Here is a 17,342-nt window from a genome sequence, read left to right as displayed (position 1 = left end):
ATGCCGCCTGCGCTTTTCCACATCCACAGCCGGACGGACGTCTATGAGTCGCCCCTGAGCCCGAGCGCCTTCGGCACCGACAACTGGGGCAAGGTCAACCGCTTTCATCAGCTGGCGCCCGATGCGCCGCTGGGCGAGGGCACGCGCTTCGAGGAGGGCATGGTCCACGAGGCCTTCCACGCCGTGTTCGTCGCCGGCCAGCCCTGGGAGTCGACCCGCTGGTTCAAGTACAACCTCGGCCTGATCCGCAAGGGCCGGGTGCTCTGGGAGTGCCGCAGCGGCGAGGAGCTGCTGGAGCGGCTGAACCGCGAGGTGCGTTCGCTGTACGCCTCGATGGCACGGCACGGCTTCCTGCGGCAGGATGAGATCGCCGAGCGTGCGCACCGGGAGCCTGAGGTCTTTGCTCGCTTCGCCGGCGACGACTACCACAGCAGCCTGAGCCCGACGCACGAGATCAAGCTCGGCGTCAGCGAGAACGGGCGGCTGCTCTTCCTCGACGGCCGACACCGGATGGCGATCGCCAAGCTGCTGGGCATCGCCCGCATCCCGGTGCGGGTGGTATTCGTGCACCCCGAGTACGTTCGCCAGCACCGGCCGGAGGCGGCCAGCGACCCGGCGGCCATGACGGCGATGCTGGGCGAGTTGTTCGACCGCCTGAACGCGGCGCACGACCGGCCGGCGGCCTTCATCAGCCAGGCCGACTACCTGGCCATCATCCGCCGCGTGCCCGATGGCCCGGCGAAGAACGCCCAGGCCCGCTGGGAGTACTACAAGAGCGCGATCGACTTCGCGCGGCTGTGCAAGCCCGCCAGCGCTTCGGACGTGCTCGAGATCGGCGCGCAGGGCGTGCCGATCGTGAAGGGCAGCGACACCCTGGATCCGACCGGCAAATGGGCGGACAAGGGCGCCGGAGAAGGCCAGGGACAGGTCTTCCACCAGGACCCGAAGCAGCTGCCCTGGCCGGTGGCCGACAAGCGCTATGAAGTGGTGGTGGCGCTGCGCGTGCTGCAGCACCTGTGGCCGATGCAGCGCGAGTGCTTCCTCGAGGCCCGGCGCGTGGGGCGAAATCTCGTCATGGTCGTGCCGGAACAGTACGATGCGGCCGCCGCCGGCGGCGCGTCCACCGGCGTCACCGAGGAGCAGCTGACCGAATGGAACGACGGCGTCCCGCCGAGTGTGTCCGTGCGCCTGCCGGGCTGGGTCGGCAAGATCTACTTCTGGAACCAAGAGGCCCTGGGCCCGAGCCGCTGACCCGATGATCCGCACGGACCGAACCGCCGAACGCCGCATCGAACGAAGCCGGCAGCAGCTGCGGCCGCGCACCGTGCGCGCCGAGGCCATCGCCTCCGCCTGGAGCCTGCTCGTGTGCTGCGCGCGCAACGAGATGCCCCGCATGCCGGCCTTTCTCGACCACTATCGGCGCCTGGGTGTCGGGCACTTCCTGGTGGTCGACAACCAGTCCGAGGATGGCCTGCAGGACTACCTCGGCCAGCAGCCCGACTGCTCGTCCTGGCTGGCCGACGGCAGCTACAAGGCTTCGAACTTCGGCATGGACTGGTGCAACGTGCTGCTCGCGCAGTACGGCGTGGGCAAGTGGTGCGTGACGGTGGACCCGGACGAGTTGCTGGTCTACCCGCATTGCGAAGAGCGGGACCTGCACAGCCTCACCGTGCGGCTGGAGGCGATCGGCCAGCCCAGCCTGTTCACGGTGCTGCTGGACGCCTATGGCGAAGGCCCCTTGAGCCAGACCACGCTGACGCCCGGCGCCGATCCGTTCGCCGTCTGCCCCTGGTTCGACCGCTTCAACCTCACCCAGCGCTTCGACGCCGGCACGCAGAGCTTCTGGGTGCAGGGCGGTGTGCGGATGCGGCGCTTCTTCGCCGACAACCCCGAGCAGGCGCCGGCGCTGAACAAGGTGCCGCTGGTGCGGTGGGCAAACGGCCTGCGCTACGTCTCTTCGATGCACCACCTCAACGACACCAGCCTGAACTGCACCGTCAACGGCCGGGCGGATGCGGTGTCGGGCGTGCTGTTCCACTTCAAGTACGTGAGCCTGCTTCGAGAGAAGGCCTCGGAAGAAATGGTCCGCGGCGAGCACTACGCCGGCAGCACCGAGTACAAGGCCTACTTCGAGGCGGGCGACGTGCGCTTGTACGACCCCGAGATCTCGCTGCGCTATGCCGGCAGCGGCCAGCTGCAGCGGCTGGGCTTCATGCAGGCCGGTACATGGTTCTGAGTGCCGAGAGTCCGATGGCTGCGCCGGGAGCCTCCAAGGCCGACGAGCGGCTGCCACGGGTGGCCGTGCTGCTGCTGTGCCACGAGTCGCCGAGCCAGGTGGCCCAGACGCTGCGCTCGCCCTTCTTCGCCAGTGCCGACCTGAAGCTCTACATCCACTACGACGCGCGCCGCAGCGAGGCCGAGCGCGAGGCCCTGGCGGCGCTCGTGCCGCCCCAGGTGCAGCACGCCTTCATTGCCGAGCGTGTCGCCTGCGCGTGGGGCGACTACACCCTGGTCGAGGCCACGCACCGCATGCTGAAGGCGGCCATCGGCGACGAGTCCTTCACCCCCGACTACCTGCTGCTCAGCAGCGCGAGCTGCGTGCCCATCCGGCCGCTGGCCAGCCTGCAGGAGTTCCTGCGGCGGCGCGACGGGATCGACTTCATCCAGGCGGTGGACGTGAACCGCCGCAGCTGGGTCAAGGGCGGGCTGGAGAAGGAGCGCTACGAGTTCCGCTTTCCCTTCAACTTCCGCACCCATCGCTGGGCGTTCGAGCGCTTCACCGCGCTGCAGCGCCGCCTGGGCCGCAGGCGCCAGCCGCCCGGCGGACTGAAGATCCATTTCGGCTCGCAGTGGTTCTGCCTCACGCGCGCCACCGCTGCGTCCGTGGCCACCCGCCTGGCAGAGCCGGCGCTGCGCGAATTCTTCGCCGCCAGCTGGATCCCCGACGAGTTCGCGATCCAGTCGCTGGTGATGGCGGCGCAGCGGCCCGAGCGCGTGGCCGGGCACAACCTCACCTACTACGAATTCGACGACCAGGGCCGGCCGCTGGTGCTCGAGAACGGCCATTTCGAGCACCTGTTGCGCCAGCCCTTCTTCTTCGCCCGCAAGCTGTCGCCCCATGCCGCCCGACTCTCCGAGCAGATCCACGAGCACGTGGCGAACCCCGAACTGGACTGGAGCTACTTCGCCCATGTCGGCTCGCCGAGCGGCCACTACGCGAAGTACCTGGCGCGGGCGCTGACGGTGAACATCTCGCGCTCTCGCGTCGCGACACAGCCCGACGCCTGGCGTGGCGTGATGGGCCTCAACGAGCGTCCGTACGTGCTGCTCTACGCAGCGTCGCGCCGGCTGGCGGCGGCCGTGGCCCGGCAGATGCGAAGGCACGATCCGTCGCTGCCGGCCTTCGATTTCGTGTTCGATCCCTTGCGCCTGGTGCCTGCGCAAGAAGCTGCTGCCTGGCGTGGCATCCAGTGCGGCATGCGCGCGCGCCGGGATCACGACCCGGCCGGCTTCGCGCACGAGCTCATCCACCTGGACCCGCTGCACAGGACGGTGATGTGCGTCGACGCCGCCACGCCGTCATGGCTGCGCGACTTCGCTCTGTGGGACGAACACGCGACGCTCGTCTGCTGCGATCCGCGCGGGCTCGGCAAGCTGCAGCGTGCCGAAGCGGCGCTGCGCGACATCAGCGCGATGGAAGAGGCCGCGCTGTTCGAGCAGACGGTCCGTGCCGCCGGCGTGCCCGGCTGGCTGCCGCAGGATCACTTCGAACAGGCGCATCGCGAATCCAAGCACCGCTGCCGCTTCCTGGCCGTGGATTCGATCGCCCCCGGCGAAGCCGACCCGACCCTGCTGGCCGTGCGGCAGGCCTGGCGGGCGGTCGACGCCCGGGCGTATTTCGCGACGAGCGAGGCCGACGCCCGGCTTCGCCTGTTCGGTGACACGAGCGAATGACCATGCCTGCCCATCGCCTTGCCATCCTCTCGGCCCGGCGCAGTGGCGCCGATGCCGTCCTTCGCCTGCTGGGGCCGGCCCTGGGCGGCCCGACGGTCGGGGCCCAGCCTTTCCACTGGGACAACGCCTGGGGAGAGGTGTCTCGCGAGTTCCACCAGGGCTCGCCCGAGCGCGCGCGGGGGCTGCTCGACGAGGCGCTGGGCGCCGGGGCGCTGTTCCGGCACTGCTACGACGCCGAGTCCTGGGACTTCAACCAGATGCTTCTGGACGCGTTGGCGCAGGCGGGCTATCACGTGCTGTTCGTCGAACGTGCGCCCAGCGTGGAGCACCTGTTCTCGATCATCGTGGCCGACGCCCATGACTGCAGCGATGCGGCTGCGGTGGTGCGCCTGCGGGAGCGGCTGCAGGCGGGCGAGGAGCTCGCGACCCCGTCCGCGCAGGAGTTGAGACAGCGCATCGACCAGCAATGGCAGACGCACCAGTGGTTCGAGCGCGCCGTGGGCGCCTGCGCCGCCAGCGTGCTGGTGTGCCGGTACGAGCGCCTGTTCCTGCGGGGCGTGGCCGGCCTGGCCGCCGTGGACGAGATGTTCGCCTTCGCCGGGCTGGGCCCGCGCGAGGCGGCGATCGACGACGCCTCGTTGCTGCGCTTCCTTTGGTCCGGGCAGCACTACACCGCGGGCCTGGCGGCGTGGTCGCCGGCCTTGCTGGACCTGCGCCGTGGCATCGAGAGCGAACTGGCACGCCTGCAAGCACAGCAGCCGGCGCCGGCCGAAGCGGCGGACGCCCGTGCCTGAGCCTCGCCCGCAGGCCGTGACCTCCAGCGCGGCCTTCGTCGAACGCTGCCAGGCGATGCAGCTGGCGAGCCTTCGCCTGGGCAAGCACCAGGTCGATTTCCTTCCCGGCGGGCCGGTGCTCGCGGTCACCTTCGAGCCCGCCGCCCTCGGCAAGGCCGGGACCGACCTCGATCGACCGGCCTGGGGCCAGGCCTACCTCCAGCGCCGCGGCCACTCGGTGCTGGGCGTCAAGCGGGTCGCGACGGACTGGTACCGCAATCCCGGCCTGCACCAGGCCTTCCGGGCCCTGCAGGCGGCCGGATGGTTCGACCGGTTCCCGCAGGTGATCTTCTACGGTCCCTCGATGGGGGGCTTTGCGGCGCTCGCCTTCGCGGCCTGCGCTCCGGGCTGCACCGTGCTCGCGCTCAATCCCCAGTCGAGCCTGGCGCCCGACAAGGTGTGGTTCGACCAGCGCTTCGCCGGCGCCCGCGCAGCCGCCTGGGCCGGCGATCTCGTCGATGGCGTGCAGGGCGCCGAGCTGGCCCGTCGCGTCTACGTCTGCTACGACCCCTACCAGATCAAGGACCGGCTTCACGCCGAGCGGCTGCCTGCCCACAACCGCGTCAACCTGCGCCTGCCCTTCGTGGGCCACACGACCCCACAGACCTTGAACGCCCTCGGCCTGCTGGGCACGGTGTTCGACCAGGCCCTGGCCGGAACGCTCGACGAAGCCGGCTTTCGCGAGATGGCGCGCAAGCGCAGCGAACTGGCCGACTACCACTGCCGACTGGCCGAACGCGGCGTGTGGATGCCGCGCCGGCTGCGCGAGCTCGATCGGGCCCTGGCGATGGACCGTTCGAACGCCCGGGCGACGCTGCTGCAACCGCTATGGACCCGCGCCGCCGTGCCCGCAGAGCCTGCGCCGCCCGAGGCCGTGCCGGCAGAAGGGCAGGGCGGCGATGCTGCCCCGCCCCCGGCCGCTGCAGCCCCTGCCACCCCTCGCGTGAAGCGCTGGCCGATGGGCGTGGTCACGGCGGCGCGGGTGCCGCTGGTCTACCTGAACCTGCCCAAGTCCGCCAGCACGACCCTGCAGAACCACCTGCTCTACATCGCCCACGGGCGCTACGCCGACAATCCGCAGGCCATCCACCAGCACCCGGGCCTGCGTCGCAGCCGCGAGGACAGCGACGAGACGCACGAGCTGATCGGACGCCAGCTGGGTGAGGGGGCACTGGTCTTCACCTTCGTGCGCGATCCCGGCCGCCGGGCCTATGCCTGTTTCCACGAGAAGTTCATGCTGACCGGCCGGCACAGCTTCATGGCGATCCGCCAGGTGCTGCAGAGGGATTGGGGCCTGCGCCCGCCAGCGCCGGACGAGTCGCCTTCGCTGGAGCGCCAGCGTGAGAACTTCGCGGCCTTCCTTCGCTTCGTCGAGGCCAACCTGGCCGGCGACACCGACATCCGGCGCGACCCTCACTGGTGCCCGCAGGGCCCGATGCTGGTGCAGTACCGCCAGCACCTGAAGATCGACGTCGTGGGCAAGGTCGAGAATTTCGCCGCCGACATGGCCCTGGTGCTGCACAAGGCGGGCGTGCGCCGCATTCCGGATGTGCTGTACCGTCCCTGGCAGACGTCCCCCGCGCCGTATTCGTTCGACGAGGTGATCACGCCCGAGTTGCAGGCCCGGCTCGATCGCCTATACGGCTCCGACTACCGCCACCTGGGCTATCGGGCCCGGGCGGTGGACGACGGGCCGCGGCAGCTGGCGTGAAGCCTGCTACGCACGGTTTCCGATCCACTGCGCCCAGTGGCGTCTGCACAGGGAGCATTCGGGTACAGTTCCCGCGCGCTGCGTGGCGTTGCCAGCTGCTCTTGAGTCAATGGGATCCGCCATTTGACTCATTCCCTCGGGGGTGGGCGACGATGTCGTCGGCCTGAGGCGCTCTCAAGGAATTGCTGATTGAAGATCTCCATCAAGACGCCACAGAACAGGACTCCCGTCTTCAAGCGCCCGGCCTTCCTGCTGGTGGGCATGATGCGCAGCGGATCGAACTTCCTCGAGCGCCAGCTCAACCTGCTGCCGGACGTGCGCTGTCATGGCGAGCTGTTCAATCCGGCCTTCGTCGGCCTGGGCCACGAGGCGGCCGGCCGACCCCCCGGCTACGCCCGCGAGGACACGGGCGCACGCAACGCGGACGAGGATGCCTTCATCGCCCAGGTCGACCAGGCCTGCGACCGCCGCGTCGTCGGCCTGCGCCTTTTCCTCGACCACAGTGCGCAGATGACCGCGCGCCTGTTGTATGACCCGGGCGTGGCGAAGGTGGTGCTGTCGCGCAACCTGCTCGAGGCCTACATCTCGCTCGAGACCGCGCGCGAGACCGGCGTGTGGCTGACCACCGAGGCCGCCAAGGCCCCGCCCAAGCCGGTCAAGGTCGAGATCAACAAGCTCGTCACCTTCGCCCTGCGGCAAAGCCTTTACTACAACGACGTGCAGACGGTGCTGCACCAGACAGGCCAGCGCTACCTGCAGGTCGACTACAACGAGATCAAGGATCTCGCCAAGCTCAACGAGATCGCCCGCTTCGTAGGCTCCGAACACCAGTTCAAGGCCGTGACCGAGCCGATCCGCAAGCAGAACCCGGGCACGCTCGAAGAGCGCATCCTCGATTTCCCGAAGCTGCTGGAAGAGCTCAAGCGCCGCCAGCTGGCCCGATGGTTCCGTTGAGCCGGACCCTGAAACCTATCATCTGAACGCCCCGGCCCTTCCGGGCCTGGAACCCTCGACGACCCGACCTCGATCCATGAACGACAAATCGGCTCCCGCGCCCAAGACGCCCCCCCGCACGGCGTCCGCCAAGCCAGCTGCCGGCCGGGCGGAGCACGATGCCGCGCAGATGCCGGCACCTTTCTTCGTCGTCGGCTGCGTCCGCTCGGGCACCACGATGCTGCGCGATGCGCTGCGCATGCATCCGCACCTGGCCTGCCCCGAGGAGACGCACTTCTTCCGCTGGGGCGAGCCCTACGGGACGGAGGCGATGAGCCGCGCGCTGTCGAACAACGCCGTGCTGAAGAAGCACCGCGATCTCGACGGCATCAGCGAGGCCGAGTTCGCCGAGCTGCTCAAGCAATGCACTTCGCGCGCCGAGCTCTACATGCGCTACATGGCCCTGTACATGCAGCGCAAGAAGCCGGGCGCCAGGCGCTGGTTCGACAAGACGCCGCAGAACGTCTACGGCGCCCTGCTGGCCGCCACCAGCATGCCGCGCTCGAAGTTCATCCACATCGTGCGCGAGCCGGTCAACGTCGTGGCCAGCCTGCGCATCGGCCGCATCGTCAAGGTCGAGAACCTGACCGGCGCGTGCAACTACTGGAACGAGGCGGTGCAGATCGTCGGCGGCCTCAAGCGCGGCTATCCGGCCCGTGTCTACGAGCTGCGCTACGAGGATTTCGTCGCCCAGCCGGCCACCCAGCTGAAACTGCTGCTGGACTTCATCGGCGAGCCTTTCGACCCGAAGTGGTTCTCGTCGCTCAACACGCGCCAGGTGGATCACCAGGACGAGGGCGTGCTCTCGGCCGACGAGCTGGCGGTGGTCCGGCGCCTTTGCTCGGCCGGTCGCCGCCGCTATGGCTACGAGCATCCCGCCCAGACGGCCGATGCGGCGTCGGGCGGCATGATCTCAAACAAAGTTCCAGGTGCACGCAAGCCCACGAAGTTGTCGCCGGCCGCGAGCTAATATCACCCGAGCCCCATGCGGGATCCGTCCTCTGCCGTTCGATTGCCCATGTCCCAACCCATCGATGCCCGCCGCCACGAACAGGTGCACCGGCTGACGCTGGAGCTCCAGGCGCTGCGCGGGCGCCTCAACGAAACCATCGACCAGCTGTGCCAGCTGGTCGCCGGCCACGACATCGGTGGCGCGCCCGTCGGCCTGTCGCCGCTGGCGGGCCAGGAAAGCGGCAACGCCGAGCGCAGCCTGGCGCCGTCCTGGCTGCGCGTGCCGAGCGCGAGCGCCTCGGCCAGCAATCCGGTGTCGGGCCATCGCCTGGCCAACGACACCGCGCTGTACAGCGACTACCGCAACGGCTTCATCCAGATCATCCAGGTCAACCAGCCGCATGGTGCCGACGAGCGCTACGCGCTGGTCGTCAACCACGCCGACTTCGACGGCAGCTTCCTGTCCATCGTGGTCGATGCGCGCGCGCTGCTGGCCGACATGCCGGCCGGCCCGGCGCGCCTGTCGCTGGCCGTCGAGGTGCGCGGCACCCCGGCGCCCGGGCTGAATGCCAAGTGCGCCTGGAAGGTCGGCGAACACTGGAGCGAGCGGGCGCTGCGCCTGTCGCCAGGCCAGCTGGCCGCCGACAGCTTCGCGATCGACATGCTCGATCCGTCGCAGATCAACGCGCTCGATTTCCACCTGTTCTTCAACCCGGTCGGCCGCGGCAGCTTCGAGATCCGCCGCCTCACCGCGGGGCTGGTCGTCACGCCGCCGAGCGAAGCGCCGCTGACCTCCAGCGTGTTCGAAACCGCGCCTTGAGGCGCCGCGGCGGCCTCCTGGCCGCCGCCCTTGTCCAGCCAGGTCCCACGATGACACCCTCCGACGCCAACGACCCCGCCGCCATCGGCGCCGCGCCGCTTGCCCAGGCCCGCATCGACTGGGGGCGCGGCCGCATCATCGGCTTCTCGGTCCCGGGCGACGACGCCCTGGCCTTCGACGTGGTCCAGCTGTGGCTGGACGGCCGTTGCGTGGCCTCGGCCGTGGCCAACCTGTCGGTGTTCGATTTCGTGCGCGACCTGGCCGGGCTCAACCTGCCCTCGCGCGAGCACTCCGCGTTCGAACTGCGCATCCCCCAGGCGGCCTTGCTGCCGGGGCAGGTGGGCGAGGGCGCGGTGATGCTCGAGGTCCGCTCGGCCCGCGGCACGCCGGTGCTCGAGACGACGGTCCAGGGCCTGCACGAGCTGCTGCGCCTGACCGACGGTGCCCCGGTCGACCTGCTCTACCAGGTGCGCTTCCACGGCCTGACCGGCGGCGCCGTGCAGGGTTGCGTGACCAACCTGCACCGGGTCAGCCAGCGCCCGGCGCTGATGGCTCGCCTGAACGACCAGAACGCCGAGCCGCTGGCGTTCTACGAGTCGGCCGCCGACGGCAGCGTGCACCACTTCTCGATCCCGGTGCGCATAGACCGCCTCGTCGACGGCGCGAACCAGATCAGCGTGGTGGGCCCGGATGGCCAGCCGCTGGGCAGCTACCCGATCCAGGTCGGCGTGGCCACCCTGGGCGACCACGACCGCAAGCTGGCGGCCCTGGAGGCCGAGGTCGCCTTCCTCAAGCGCCTGGTGCTGACCCAGAACCCGGAGGCACTGCCGGCGCGACTGGCACTGCTCAAGAGCGAGATCGTCAACATCTGCTCGGAGATGCTGACCCTGCAGCGCACGAACTTCGAACGCGAATGGCTGGCCCGCCCTGAGATCGCCGCGCTGGAGCCTGGCCAGGCGGCCCCTGCGCCGGGTGCCAGGCCGGCGGTGGCGAGCGCCCGGGGCGGCCAGTCGGCCGCGACGAAGGCCTGAAGTCGCGCAGGGAAGATTCGCGCGCCGTGTTCAACTTTTCCGACACCGGTCTCCGCACGCCCCCGCCCGCCCGCTGGCCGGGCGCGCGCCGACGCCTGTACCTGTTCTCCCCGCTACCTCCTCAGCGCAACGGCCTGGCCGACTACATCGTCGAGTACCTGCCGATGCTCGCGGCCGATTTCGAGCTGTGCCTGGTGGCCGAAAGTGGCCGCACTGCAGAGGCCTCCGCCGCGCTGGCCGGAATGCGGCTGAAGGTGCTCGACGAGGCGGCCTTCCTGGCGCGTCAACCGGAGCCTGGCGCGCAGATCCTCTACAACGTCGGCAACAACGGCGACTGCGCCTACATGCTCGACCATCTGCACCGCTTCCCGGGCACGGTGATCGTTCATGACGTGTCGCTGTTCTACCTGCACCAGGTGGCGCTGCAGATGGAGCGCGCCAACGGCATGTTCAACCATTGGGTGCGCGACACCGGCTACGAAGTCCCTGCCGATTTCGTCGGCCGCGACGGCTCGCTCACCCGCACGCCGGGGCTGCTGTACCAGGAGTGCCTGATGGTCCGCCGCATCGCCGGCTCGGCGCGCGGCCTGATGCTTCACAGCCGCTACGCCGAGGCGCGGTTTCGCGGCGGCGCGTTCGACGTGCCGCTCGGCGTGGAGCACGGCCGGCCGGTGGAGCGCATCCCGCATTTCGTCCTGCCGCCGGCGCCCGCGGCAGCCGATGCGCAAGAAGTGCTGCAGCGTTTCGGTGTGGAGTCCGGGGACATCCTGCTGCTGGTGCCGGGCTTCCTCACCGGCAACAAGATGCTCTACGAGGTGCTCGTCGCCTATGCGCGAGCGCGCGCCGCCCATCCTCGGCTGAAGCTGCTGTTCGCCGGCGAGGAACGCGCCAGCGAGTACGCGGTGTCGGATCGCATCCGCCGGCTGTGGCCGGACGGCGATGGCCCGCGCGTGACCGGTTACCTGGACGCACGCGAGCTCGATGTCCTGCTCGGCCGCGCCGACCTGTCGTTCGTGCTGCGCTACCCGACGTATGGCGAGACCTCCGGCATCCTGCCCCGTGCGGTGATGGGAGGCGGCCGTGTCGTGACGGTCGACATCGGCTCCTACCCCGAGTTCGAATCGCCACTGATCGATCACGTGTCGATAGGCGCCGGCCTGGTCGATGCGCTTCATGCCAGCATCGAATCGGCTTGTGCAGGCCTGCCCAGCGTCGCTGCCCGCGCCGAGAGGCGCGCCGCCGAAGCGCAACGCGTCGAGTCGCTGAGCCCGCGCGCGCTGTACCCCCGCGTGCGCAAGCTGCTGGATACGGCCTGGGAGGGCGTCCGATGATCGACGCCGATTCGGTACTCGCCAGCGCGCCGGCCTCGCCCCGCGCGGGCCTGGTCATCGACGTGTGGGTGGATCTGTTCGCCGCCGCCGTGGCCCGCAACGGCGCCCTGGGCAACGGCCTGCCGGTGGTCCTGACGGACACGCTCCGGGCTTTGCCGCTGCTGGAGTCCCAGGGCCCCGTCGGCTGGATCCACGCCGCCCCCTGGCGATACCAGGACTACATGGCGGTGGCCCAAGGGCAACCGGCGCCGCGTCTGCGCATAGATGCCGCCGGCGCGCCCGGCGATGCCGCCCGGCTGCTGCGTCGAGCCTCCCTGTGCCTGGCCGCGGTGCCGGCCGAGCGGGCGCCGGCGATCCAGATGGCGGCCCTGGTGTCCAAGGCGCTGCAGGCGCGGGTCCCGGTGCTGCTGTACGGGCCGCCCGCGGTGGCAGGCTGGCCGGCCTTCGAGGGGATCATCCGGCAGGGCGCCTTGCAGCCGGTCCAGGCCTCCGACGCCCGCGTGCTGGCCAGTGCCGGCCTCGCCGGCCTGCTGGGCGATGCCGGCCTGCGCGACATCGAGCGTGCCCTGACCTTTTCCGCGCAACTCGCCCGCTCGCGCCAGGCCGACCTGCTGCTCGAAAGGCTGCACGATGGCCGCGTGAAGCTGCGCCTTCGCATCGACCCGGTGCAGGTCGTGGCTGCCGGAAGCCAGACGCTGGCCCACCACATCGCCCACGAAGGCCGGGCACTGTTCAACAGCCGTGGACTGGGGGCCATCCTGCTGCCCTGGGGCGCGCCCTGCCAGGCGCGCCTGCTGCTGCGCAACGTTCGAGCGCGCGTCGACTCGAGTGCCATCGCCCTGGGAGAGCACGCGCTTTCGCCGACGGCCGTCGACTACACCGACCATGGTGCATTCCTTCGGCTCGCGATACCGGCCGTCGCGCCCGGGCAGGATGCTCTGCTGCACCTGTCGCTGCCGCGGGACGCCGTCCCGGGCGACGGCTTCTGCGACATCGGTGCGGCCGAGTTCACCGTCGAGACGGCATGATGGATCTGTCCAACACTTCGCCCGTGCCGTTCCTGCCGAGCGGCCTGGCCGCGCCGCGCGTCCTGGTGGTCAGCTTCAACCGTCTGGTGCCGGCCGACCAGGGCAACGCCCGCCGGATCATGCAGATGGTCCGGCTGTACAAGGCGCAGGGTTTCGAAGTCGACCTCCTGTACCACAACGAGGAGGGGTTCGACCCCGCGCTGTCGCATGCACTCACGTCCGAGTTCGGCCGCGTCAACGTGGTCCGGTCGAGGGCACCGAAGCACATCCAGCCCGGCCACGTGTGCCGGATCGCCGACTGGTACGACCGCGGGCTCGAAGCCGCCGCGCGCGACATGCACCGCCTGCGCGGCTACAGCGTCGTGCACGTGAACTACGTCTGGTATGCGCCCCTGTTCGACCAGTTCGGCCCGGATGTGGTCAAGGTGCTCGACACGCACGACATCTTCGGCGAGCGCCGGGCCAAGTACACCGCCGCCGGCATGAAGCCCCAGTGGTTCAGCACCACCTACGCCGACGAGGACAGCGCCCTGCGCCGCGCGGATGCGGCGCTCGCCATCCAGAAGGAGGAGGCGGCCGAACTCGCCGGTCGCGGCCACCGCAACATCCTCTACCTGCCCTACGTCGAGCCGGCGTTGCGCCCCTTCGCGCCGCGGGGCGGCGATCGGCCCCTGACCTTCGGCTACCTGGGCAGCGCCAACGACTGGAACATCCTCAGCATGACGGAGTTCCTGTCCAAGGTGCAGGCGCGCGGCGTGCCGTTTCCGCATCCCATCGTCGTCGCCGGCGGCGTGTGCCGCCATGTGCGAGAGGGCGCCGGCGTGATCAAGCTCGGCTTCGTGCAGGAGCTTCACACCTTCTACGACGCGATCGACATCGCGCTGAACCCCATGGTCGGCGGCACCGGCCTGAAGATCAAGACCGTCGAACCGCTTTGCTACGGCCGCCCGGTGCTCACCACGCTGCCTGGGGCGCAGGGCCTGACCCACTTGTGGCAGTTGCCGATGTTCGAGGACAACAACGCGCTGACGGACTACCTCTTCGAGAATTTCGCGCGGGGCGGCCGCGATCTCCTGGCTCACCTGACCGCGCAGGCGGCCACCACCCGACGGGCGCTGGATGCCGAATACGACGGCCAGGTCGAACGCCTGGCCCGATGGCTGGCCTCGCGAGTGTGAATCGCGTCACGCCCGGCATGCTCGCCGCCGGGCGTGGGTGACTCGACGTAACCATCCTAGGGAAGGGCGCTCCTGGGGTCGGCTGGTAATCTCCGCCGCCTACACTGGCGCTGACCCGCACCACAGGTTTCAGACATGAGCGACGAAGACAAGGCAGTACGGTTGAAGGCGCTCGCGCGCGAAATCCGTGATGAGCTGGGCGAACACAACGTGCTGGATGCGCTGGCGCGCGAGTTCGCCGCAGGGCGTCTGGCCATCGCCGAGCTGACACAGGAGATGGCGGGCCTCAAGCGCGAGCTGGAGGCGATCCGCCTGGTCCAGAAAAGCCGCGACATCCTCCTGCCCCAGGCTCGCAACCAGTACGCCGGGCGCCGCAAGGCGGTGGTCGAAGCCGGCATGCCTATGCCCGCCGACCACGGCTTCTACGCCCTGGAGCGCGACGGCGTCGGCAACCCGTTCCGCTGGACAGGTCCGGGCCAGGCCTTCCATTTCGACTTCCACCTCGACCGCTCCGTGCCGCTGCGCTTCATCCTTCAGATGCCGCAGTGGGGTGGGGACCATGCCGCCGGCCTGCGCGCGATGAGCGACGAGATGACCCTGCCGCTCGTTCGCCGAGCGGGCCATCGGGTGCTGGATTTCGAAGGTTTGTTGATGCCTCGCGAAGCGCTCGGCGTCACCCGCCTGACCTTCATCGCGGAGCGTGTCAGCACCGTCACGTCCGACTCCGACGAGAACGCCACCCGCCAGCTCGGCGTGCCATTCCTGCGACTGGCGGTCAACGAGGCGAGCGAGGCCGAAGTGGCCGACTGGCTGAAGGCCGTCGAGCCCGGCGACACGGTGGCGCCGAACCGCCCCCAGGCTGCACCGGCCACGACCGACGCGGCGTCATGAGCCTCGCCCGGCCGCCCGTAGGGGCTCATTCCCGCCTGGCGGGACCGGCCGCAGGCCGTAGGGTGCCCATGAACCTCGCCCGGCCGCCCGTAGGGGCTCATTCCCGCCTGGCGGGACCGGCCGCAGGCCGTAGGGTGCCCATGAACCTCGCTCGGCCGCCCGTAGAGGCTCATTTCCGCCTGGCGGGACCGGCCGCAGGACCCAGGGTGCTCCCATGAATCGTCGAGCCGAAGCCACCCCGACGCGAGCCGCTGCCGCTGCCGGGTCACGAGTGCTGGCGGCCGTCCCCTCGCCCGAGGCAGATGATCCGCTGCACGTCGAGCTGAGAGCGCGCCTTTTAGAGCCCGAGGTCAGCCTGCTCGGCTCCGACATCCTGGTGCTTTCCCCCACGCCCACCGCCCCGACGGACCAGGGCAACCGCAAGCGCATCTACGCGGTCTGCCGTGAACTGCAGCGCCGCGGCGCGCGCATCCACTTCGTCTTCTATCCGCAGGAGTGGTGGTTCGACTACCTGCCGGACGACCTGGTGCGCGAGATGAGCAAGCAGTGGGACAGCTTCCACCTGCTGCCCGCAACCCGCCACACCTACACCCGCCCCGAGGGCGCGGACTACAAGATCGACGAGTGGTGGGACGACTCGATCCGCGACTACCTGCAGTGGCTGTTCAAGCGCAACCGCTACGACGCCTTCATCGTCAACTACGCCTACCTGAGCAAGGCGTTCGAGTACGCGCCCGCGAACACGCTGAAGATCCTCGACACGCACGACAAGTTCACCGGCCGCCGCAAGCTGCTGGACGACAACGGCATCGCGCCCGAGTTCTTCTACACGACGGAGGACCAGGAAGCGATCGCGATGAACCGCGCGCAGCTGGTCTGGGCCATCAAGGACGAAGAGCGCGATTTCTACCGCAGCATCAGCTCCACGCCCTGCATCACCATGCCCCACATCGAGCCCGAGGCTCGAGTGGCTCGCGTGCGCCGTCCCGAAGACCGCGACCGCCTGGTGATCGGCATGCTGGGCTCGGGCAACGCTATCAACGTCAACAACGCGCGCGCCTTCGTCGAGGTCGCCCTGCCGATCATTGCGCGGCGCGAGGCGCCGGTCGTCATCCGCTTCGTCGGCGTGATGTGCAGCAAGCTGCCTGACCTGGAAGGCCTGCCCGGCGTCGAGCTGATGGGCCCGGTCGATTCGACCGACGAGTTCTACCGTGACGTCGACCTGGTGATCGTGCCCCTGGCCTTCTCCACCGGCCTGAAGATCAAGGCAGTGGAGGCCTTCGCCACCGGCATGCCGCTGGTCGCCATGGGCCACGCGCTCGAGGGCATCCCGACCAGGCACCCGTGGCACCGGTGCGAGTCGATGGAGGAGGTGGCCGAGGTCTGCTGCGACGTCGCCTTCGACCGGCAGCTGCTCAAGGGCCTGAACGAGTCGACGACCCATACCTACGAGCTGGTGCGCGCCCAGGCCAAGGTCGCCTTCGACGACACCCTGCGCCGCCTGACCAGTTTCCCGACGGTGGTGATGACCGTCGACCGCGGTTTCTTCGAGCTCGATTCGCCTTACCGCGAACACATCTTCCAGACCGTCAACCTCATGCGCCACCTGGCGCAGGTGGTGCTGTACTTCGACCAGCCCCTGCCGGCCAACCAGGGCGCCTTGTTCGAGGCCTTCCACGGCATGGCCACGCATTGCAAGCTCGCGGTCGCGCCCGGGATAGAGCCGCCCGGCGGCCGCTCGCTGGGATTGCCCAGCGCCGAGGCCGGCCTGCAGGAGGTCCTGAGCGCCTATGGCCGCGTCACCTTGTGGGTCACACGCGTGTGCCCGGAGATGCTGACGCTCGGCAAGCAGCCCGCGCGCCTGCCGTTGTTCGTGCGGCTAGACGTGATCCGCATGCTGCAGCCGGCGATGCTCGGCAGCGCCATGGCGCACCTCACCGCACAGTTCCACGAGGCCACGCTGATCGACAGCCATCCGCTGGCCGAGCCGGTGCCCGCGGCGCCGCAAGCCCGGTCGGTGACCGTGCCGTTCTGGCGCTGGCGGCCCTGGCTGCTGAACAACGACGGCAGCCCCCAGCGGGTGCTTCTTCTGGCCCGCGACGACCAGCTCCAGCTGGCCGAGACCCTGGCCGACGCGCTGGACCGTTTCCACCCGGACTGGCAGCCGTCGCAGGTGGTGGTCGGCGATGCGACGCTGGCCGTGCCGCTGGCCGGCGAGGGCAGCCGGCGCCGGCGGCTGCACGCCGGGTCCATGCTGGGCCGTTTCCGCCTGTTGCGACCGTTGCCCCTGGCCGTGCTCGACCTGTCGGGCGACGCGCCGGAGTACGAGGTCTTCAGGGAGACCTTCCGCCGCGCCGAGGTGCCGGTGATCCAGCCGGCAGGCGCCAATGGCCGCCTCGACGAGATCAGCCTGTGGCAGCTCACCGAGCTCGTGCTGGGATTGGGCCGGAATCTTGCTCATCTGGCGGCGCAGGCGCAGCGCGAGGAAAAGGCACGCTACGGCAGCGATGCCGGCTGGAATCAGATCTGGAAATCCATCTCGGTCAAGAATGTGCTCTGGTAGGCCGCTTAAACTGATCATCTGGCTGCCCCGCGGCCAACAACGTTTCTCCATCGAAGCC

General features: G+C 69.6%; 14 protein-coding genes. All 14 read left to right on the top strand.

Translation table 11 applies throughout. The annotated features are described in order from the left end of the window. The 14 genes from ACS5PM_RS07720 to ACS5PM_RS07655 all read left to right on the top strand — a co-directional run bounded on the left by ACS5PM_RS07720 (nucleotide 1) and on the right by ACS5PM_RS07655 (nucleotide 17,284). The gene (locus tag ACS5PM_RS07720; protein ID WP_439387010.1) at nucleotides 1-1,251 is read left to right on the top strand and encodes a ParB N-terminal domain-containing protein; all 1,251 of its coding nucleotides are present in this window, start codon (nucleotides 1-3) and stop codon (nucleotides 1,249-1,251) included. Nucleotides 1,252-1,255: 4 nt separating this feature from the next. Beyond that, nucleotides 1,256-2,236: a glycosyltransferase family 2 protein gene (locus tag ACS5PM_RS07715; RefSeq protein WP_439387009.1), complete on the top strand. Its 981-nt coding sequence runs from the start codon at nucleotides 1,256-1,258 to the stop codon at nucleotides 2,234-2,236. Beyond that, complete coding sequence (locus tag ACS5PM_RS07710) at nucleotides 2,227-3,954, top strand: beta-1,6-N-acetylglucosaminyltransferase (RefSeq protein ID WP_439387008.1); 1,728 nt, start codon at nucleotides 2,227-2,229, stop codon at nucleotides 3,952-3,954. The genes ACS5PM_RS07715 and ACS5PM_RS07710 overlap by 10 nt, the downstream gene beginning before the upstream one ends. A gap of 2 nt (nucleotides 3,955-3,956) precedes the next feature. Continuing rightward, the gene (locus ACS5PM_RS07705; protein ID WP_439387007.1) at nucleotides 3,957-4,748 is read left to right on the top strand and encodes a hypothetical protein; all 792 of its coding nucleotides are present in this window, start codon (nucleotides 3,957-3,959) and stop codon (nucleotides 4,746-4,748) included. Next, the gene (locus ACS5PM_RS07700) at nucleotides 4,741-6,498 is read left to right on the top strand and encodes a sulfotransferase family 2 domain-containing protein (RefSeq protein ID WP_439387006.1); all 1,758 of its coding nucleotides are present in this window, start codon (nucleotides 4,741-4,743) and stop codon (nucleotides 6,496-6,498) included. Before ACS5PM_RS07705 ends, ACS5PM_RS07700 begins: the two co-directional genes overlap by 8 nt. A gap of 189 nt (nucleotides 6,499-6,687) precedes the next feature. Beyond that, nucleotides 6,688-7,452, top strand: coding sequence for a hypothetical protein (locus ACS5PM_RS07695; protein ID WP_439387005.1), 765 nt, complete (start codon nucleotides 6,688-6,690; stop codon nucleotides 7,450-7,452). A 76-nt stretch (nucleotides 7,453-7,528) separates the two neighbouring features. Then, nucleotides 7,529-8,461, top strand: a complete 933-nt coding sequence (locus ACS5PM_RS07690; RefSeq protein WP_439387004.1) for a sulfotransferase family protein — start codon at nucleotides 7,529-7,531, stop codon at nucleotides 8,459-8,461. A gap of 48 nt (nucleotides 8,462-8,509) precedes the next feature. Continuing rightward, nucleotides 8,510-9,262: a DUF6478 family protein gene (locus tag ACS5PM_RS07685; protein WP_439387003.1), complete on the top strand. Its 753-nt coding sequence runs from the start codon at nucleotides 8,510-8,512 to the stop codon at nucleotides 9,260-9,262. 50 nt (nucleotides 9,263-9,312) lie between these two features. Continuing rightward, a complete protein-coding gene (locus ACS5PM_RS07680) occupies nucleotides 9,313-10,293 on the top strand; it encodes a hypothetical protein (RefSeq protein WP_439387002.1) in 981 nt (326 codons plus the stop codon). 26 nt (nucleotides 10,294-10,319) lie between these two features. Further along, a complete protein-coding gene (locus tag ACS5PM_RS07675; RefSeq protein WP_439387001.1) occupies nucleotides 10,320-11,624 on the top strand; it encodes a glycosyltransferase family protein in 1,305 nt (434 codons plus the stop codon). Beyond that, nucleotides 11,621-12,652 (top strand): hypothetical protein, encoded by a 1,032-nt coding sequence (locus tag ACS5PM_RS07670; protein WP_439387000.1) that lies wholly within the window; start codon nucleotides 11,621-11,623, stop codon nucleotides 12,650-12,652. Before ACS5PM_RS07675 ends, ACS5PM_RS07670 begins: the two co-directional genes overlap by 4 nt. Then, entirely contained in the window at nucleotides 12,649-13,830 is a 1,182-nt protein-coding gene (locus tag ACS5PM_RS07665; protein ID WP_439386999.1) for a glycosyltransferase, read from the top strand. Before ACS5PM_RS07670 ends, ACS5PM_RS07665 begins: the two co-directional genes overlap by 4 nt. Nucleotides 13,831-13,965: 135 nt before the next feature. Next, entirely contained in the window at nucleotides 13,966-14,721 is a 756-nt protein-coding gene (locus ACS5PM_RS07660) for a hypothetical protein (RefSeq protein ID WP_439386998.1), read from the top strand. A 214-nt stretch (nucleotides 14,722-14,935) separates the two neighbouring features. Beyond that, the gene (locus ACS5PM_RS07655; RefSeq protein ID WP_439386997.1) at nucleotides 14,936-17,284 is read left to right on the top strand and encodes a glycosyltransferase; all 2,349 of its coding nucleotides are present in this window, start codon (nucleotides 14,936-14,938) and stop codon (nucleotides 17,282-17,284) included. Nucleotides 17,285-17,342 lie beyond the last annotated feature (58 nt).

The organism is Ideonella flava, from assembly GCF_051857595.1.
Taxonomy (GTDB): Bacteria; Pseudomonadota; Gammaproteobacteria; order Burkholderiales; family Burkholderiaceae_C; genus Ideonella.
The sequence above is the reverse complement of the archived record's forward strand: the minus strand, read 5'-3'. Positions and strand labels throughout refer to the sequence as shown.

What these genes read in the sequence shown, in the direction of transcription:
- ACS5PM_RS07710 (WP_439387008.1), top strand. Translation starts at nt 2,227, where the DNA reads ATGGTTCTGAGTGCCGAGAGTCCGATGGCTGCGCCGGGAGCCTCCAAG.
- ACS5PM_RS07665 (WP_439386999.1), top strand. Translation starts at nt 12,649, where the DNA reads ATGATGGATCTGTCCAACACTTCGCCCGTGCCGTTCCTGCCGAGCGGC.
- ACS5PM_RS07680 (WP_439387002.1), top strand. Translation starts at nt 9,313, where the DNA reads ATGACACCCTCCGACGCCAACGACCCCGCCGCCATCGGCGCCGCGCCG.
- ACS5PM_RS07720 (WP_439387010.1), top strand. Translation starts at nt 1, where the DNA reads ATGCCGCCTGCGCTTTTCCACATCCACAGCCGGACGGACGTCTATGAG.
- ACS5PM_RS07690 (WP_439387004.1), top strand. Translation starts at nt 7,529, where the DNA reads ATGAACGACAAATCGGCTCCCGCGCCCAAGACGCCCCCCCGCACGGCG.
- ACS5PM_RS07670 (WP_439387000.1), top strand. Translation starts at nt 11,621, where the DNA reads ATGATCGACGCCGATTCGGTACTCGCCAGCGCGCCGGCCTCGCCCCGC.
- ACS5PM_RS07715 (WP_439387009.1), top strand. Translation starts at nt 1,256, where the DNA reads ATGATCCGCACGGACCGAACCGCCGAACGCCGCATCGAACGAAGCCGG.
- ACS5PM_RS07705 (WP_439387007.1), top strand. Translation starts at nt 3,957, where the DNA reads ATGCCTGCCCATCGCCTTGCCATCCTCTCGGCCCGGCGCAGTGGCGCC.
- ACS5PM_RS07660 (WP_439386998.1), top strand. Translation starts at nt 13,966, where the DNA reads ATGAGCGACGAAGACAAGGCAGTACGGTTGAAGGCGCTCGCGCGCGAA.
- ACS5PM_RS07685 (WP_439387003.1), top strand. Translation starts at nt 8,510, where the DNA reads ATGTCCCAACCCATCGATGCCCGCCGCCACGAACAGGTGCACCGGCTG.
- ACS5PM_RS07655 (WP_439386997.1), top strand. Translation starts at nt 14,936, where the DNA reads ATGAATCGTCGAGCCGAAGCCACCCCGACGCGAGCCGCTGCCGCTGCC.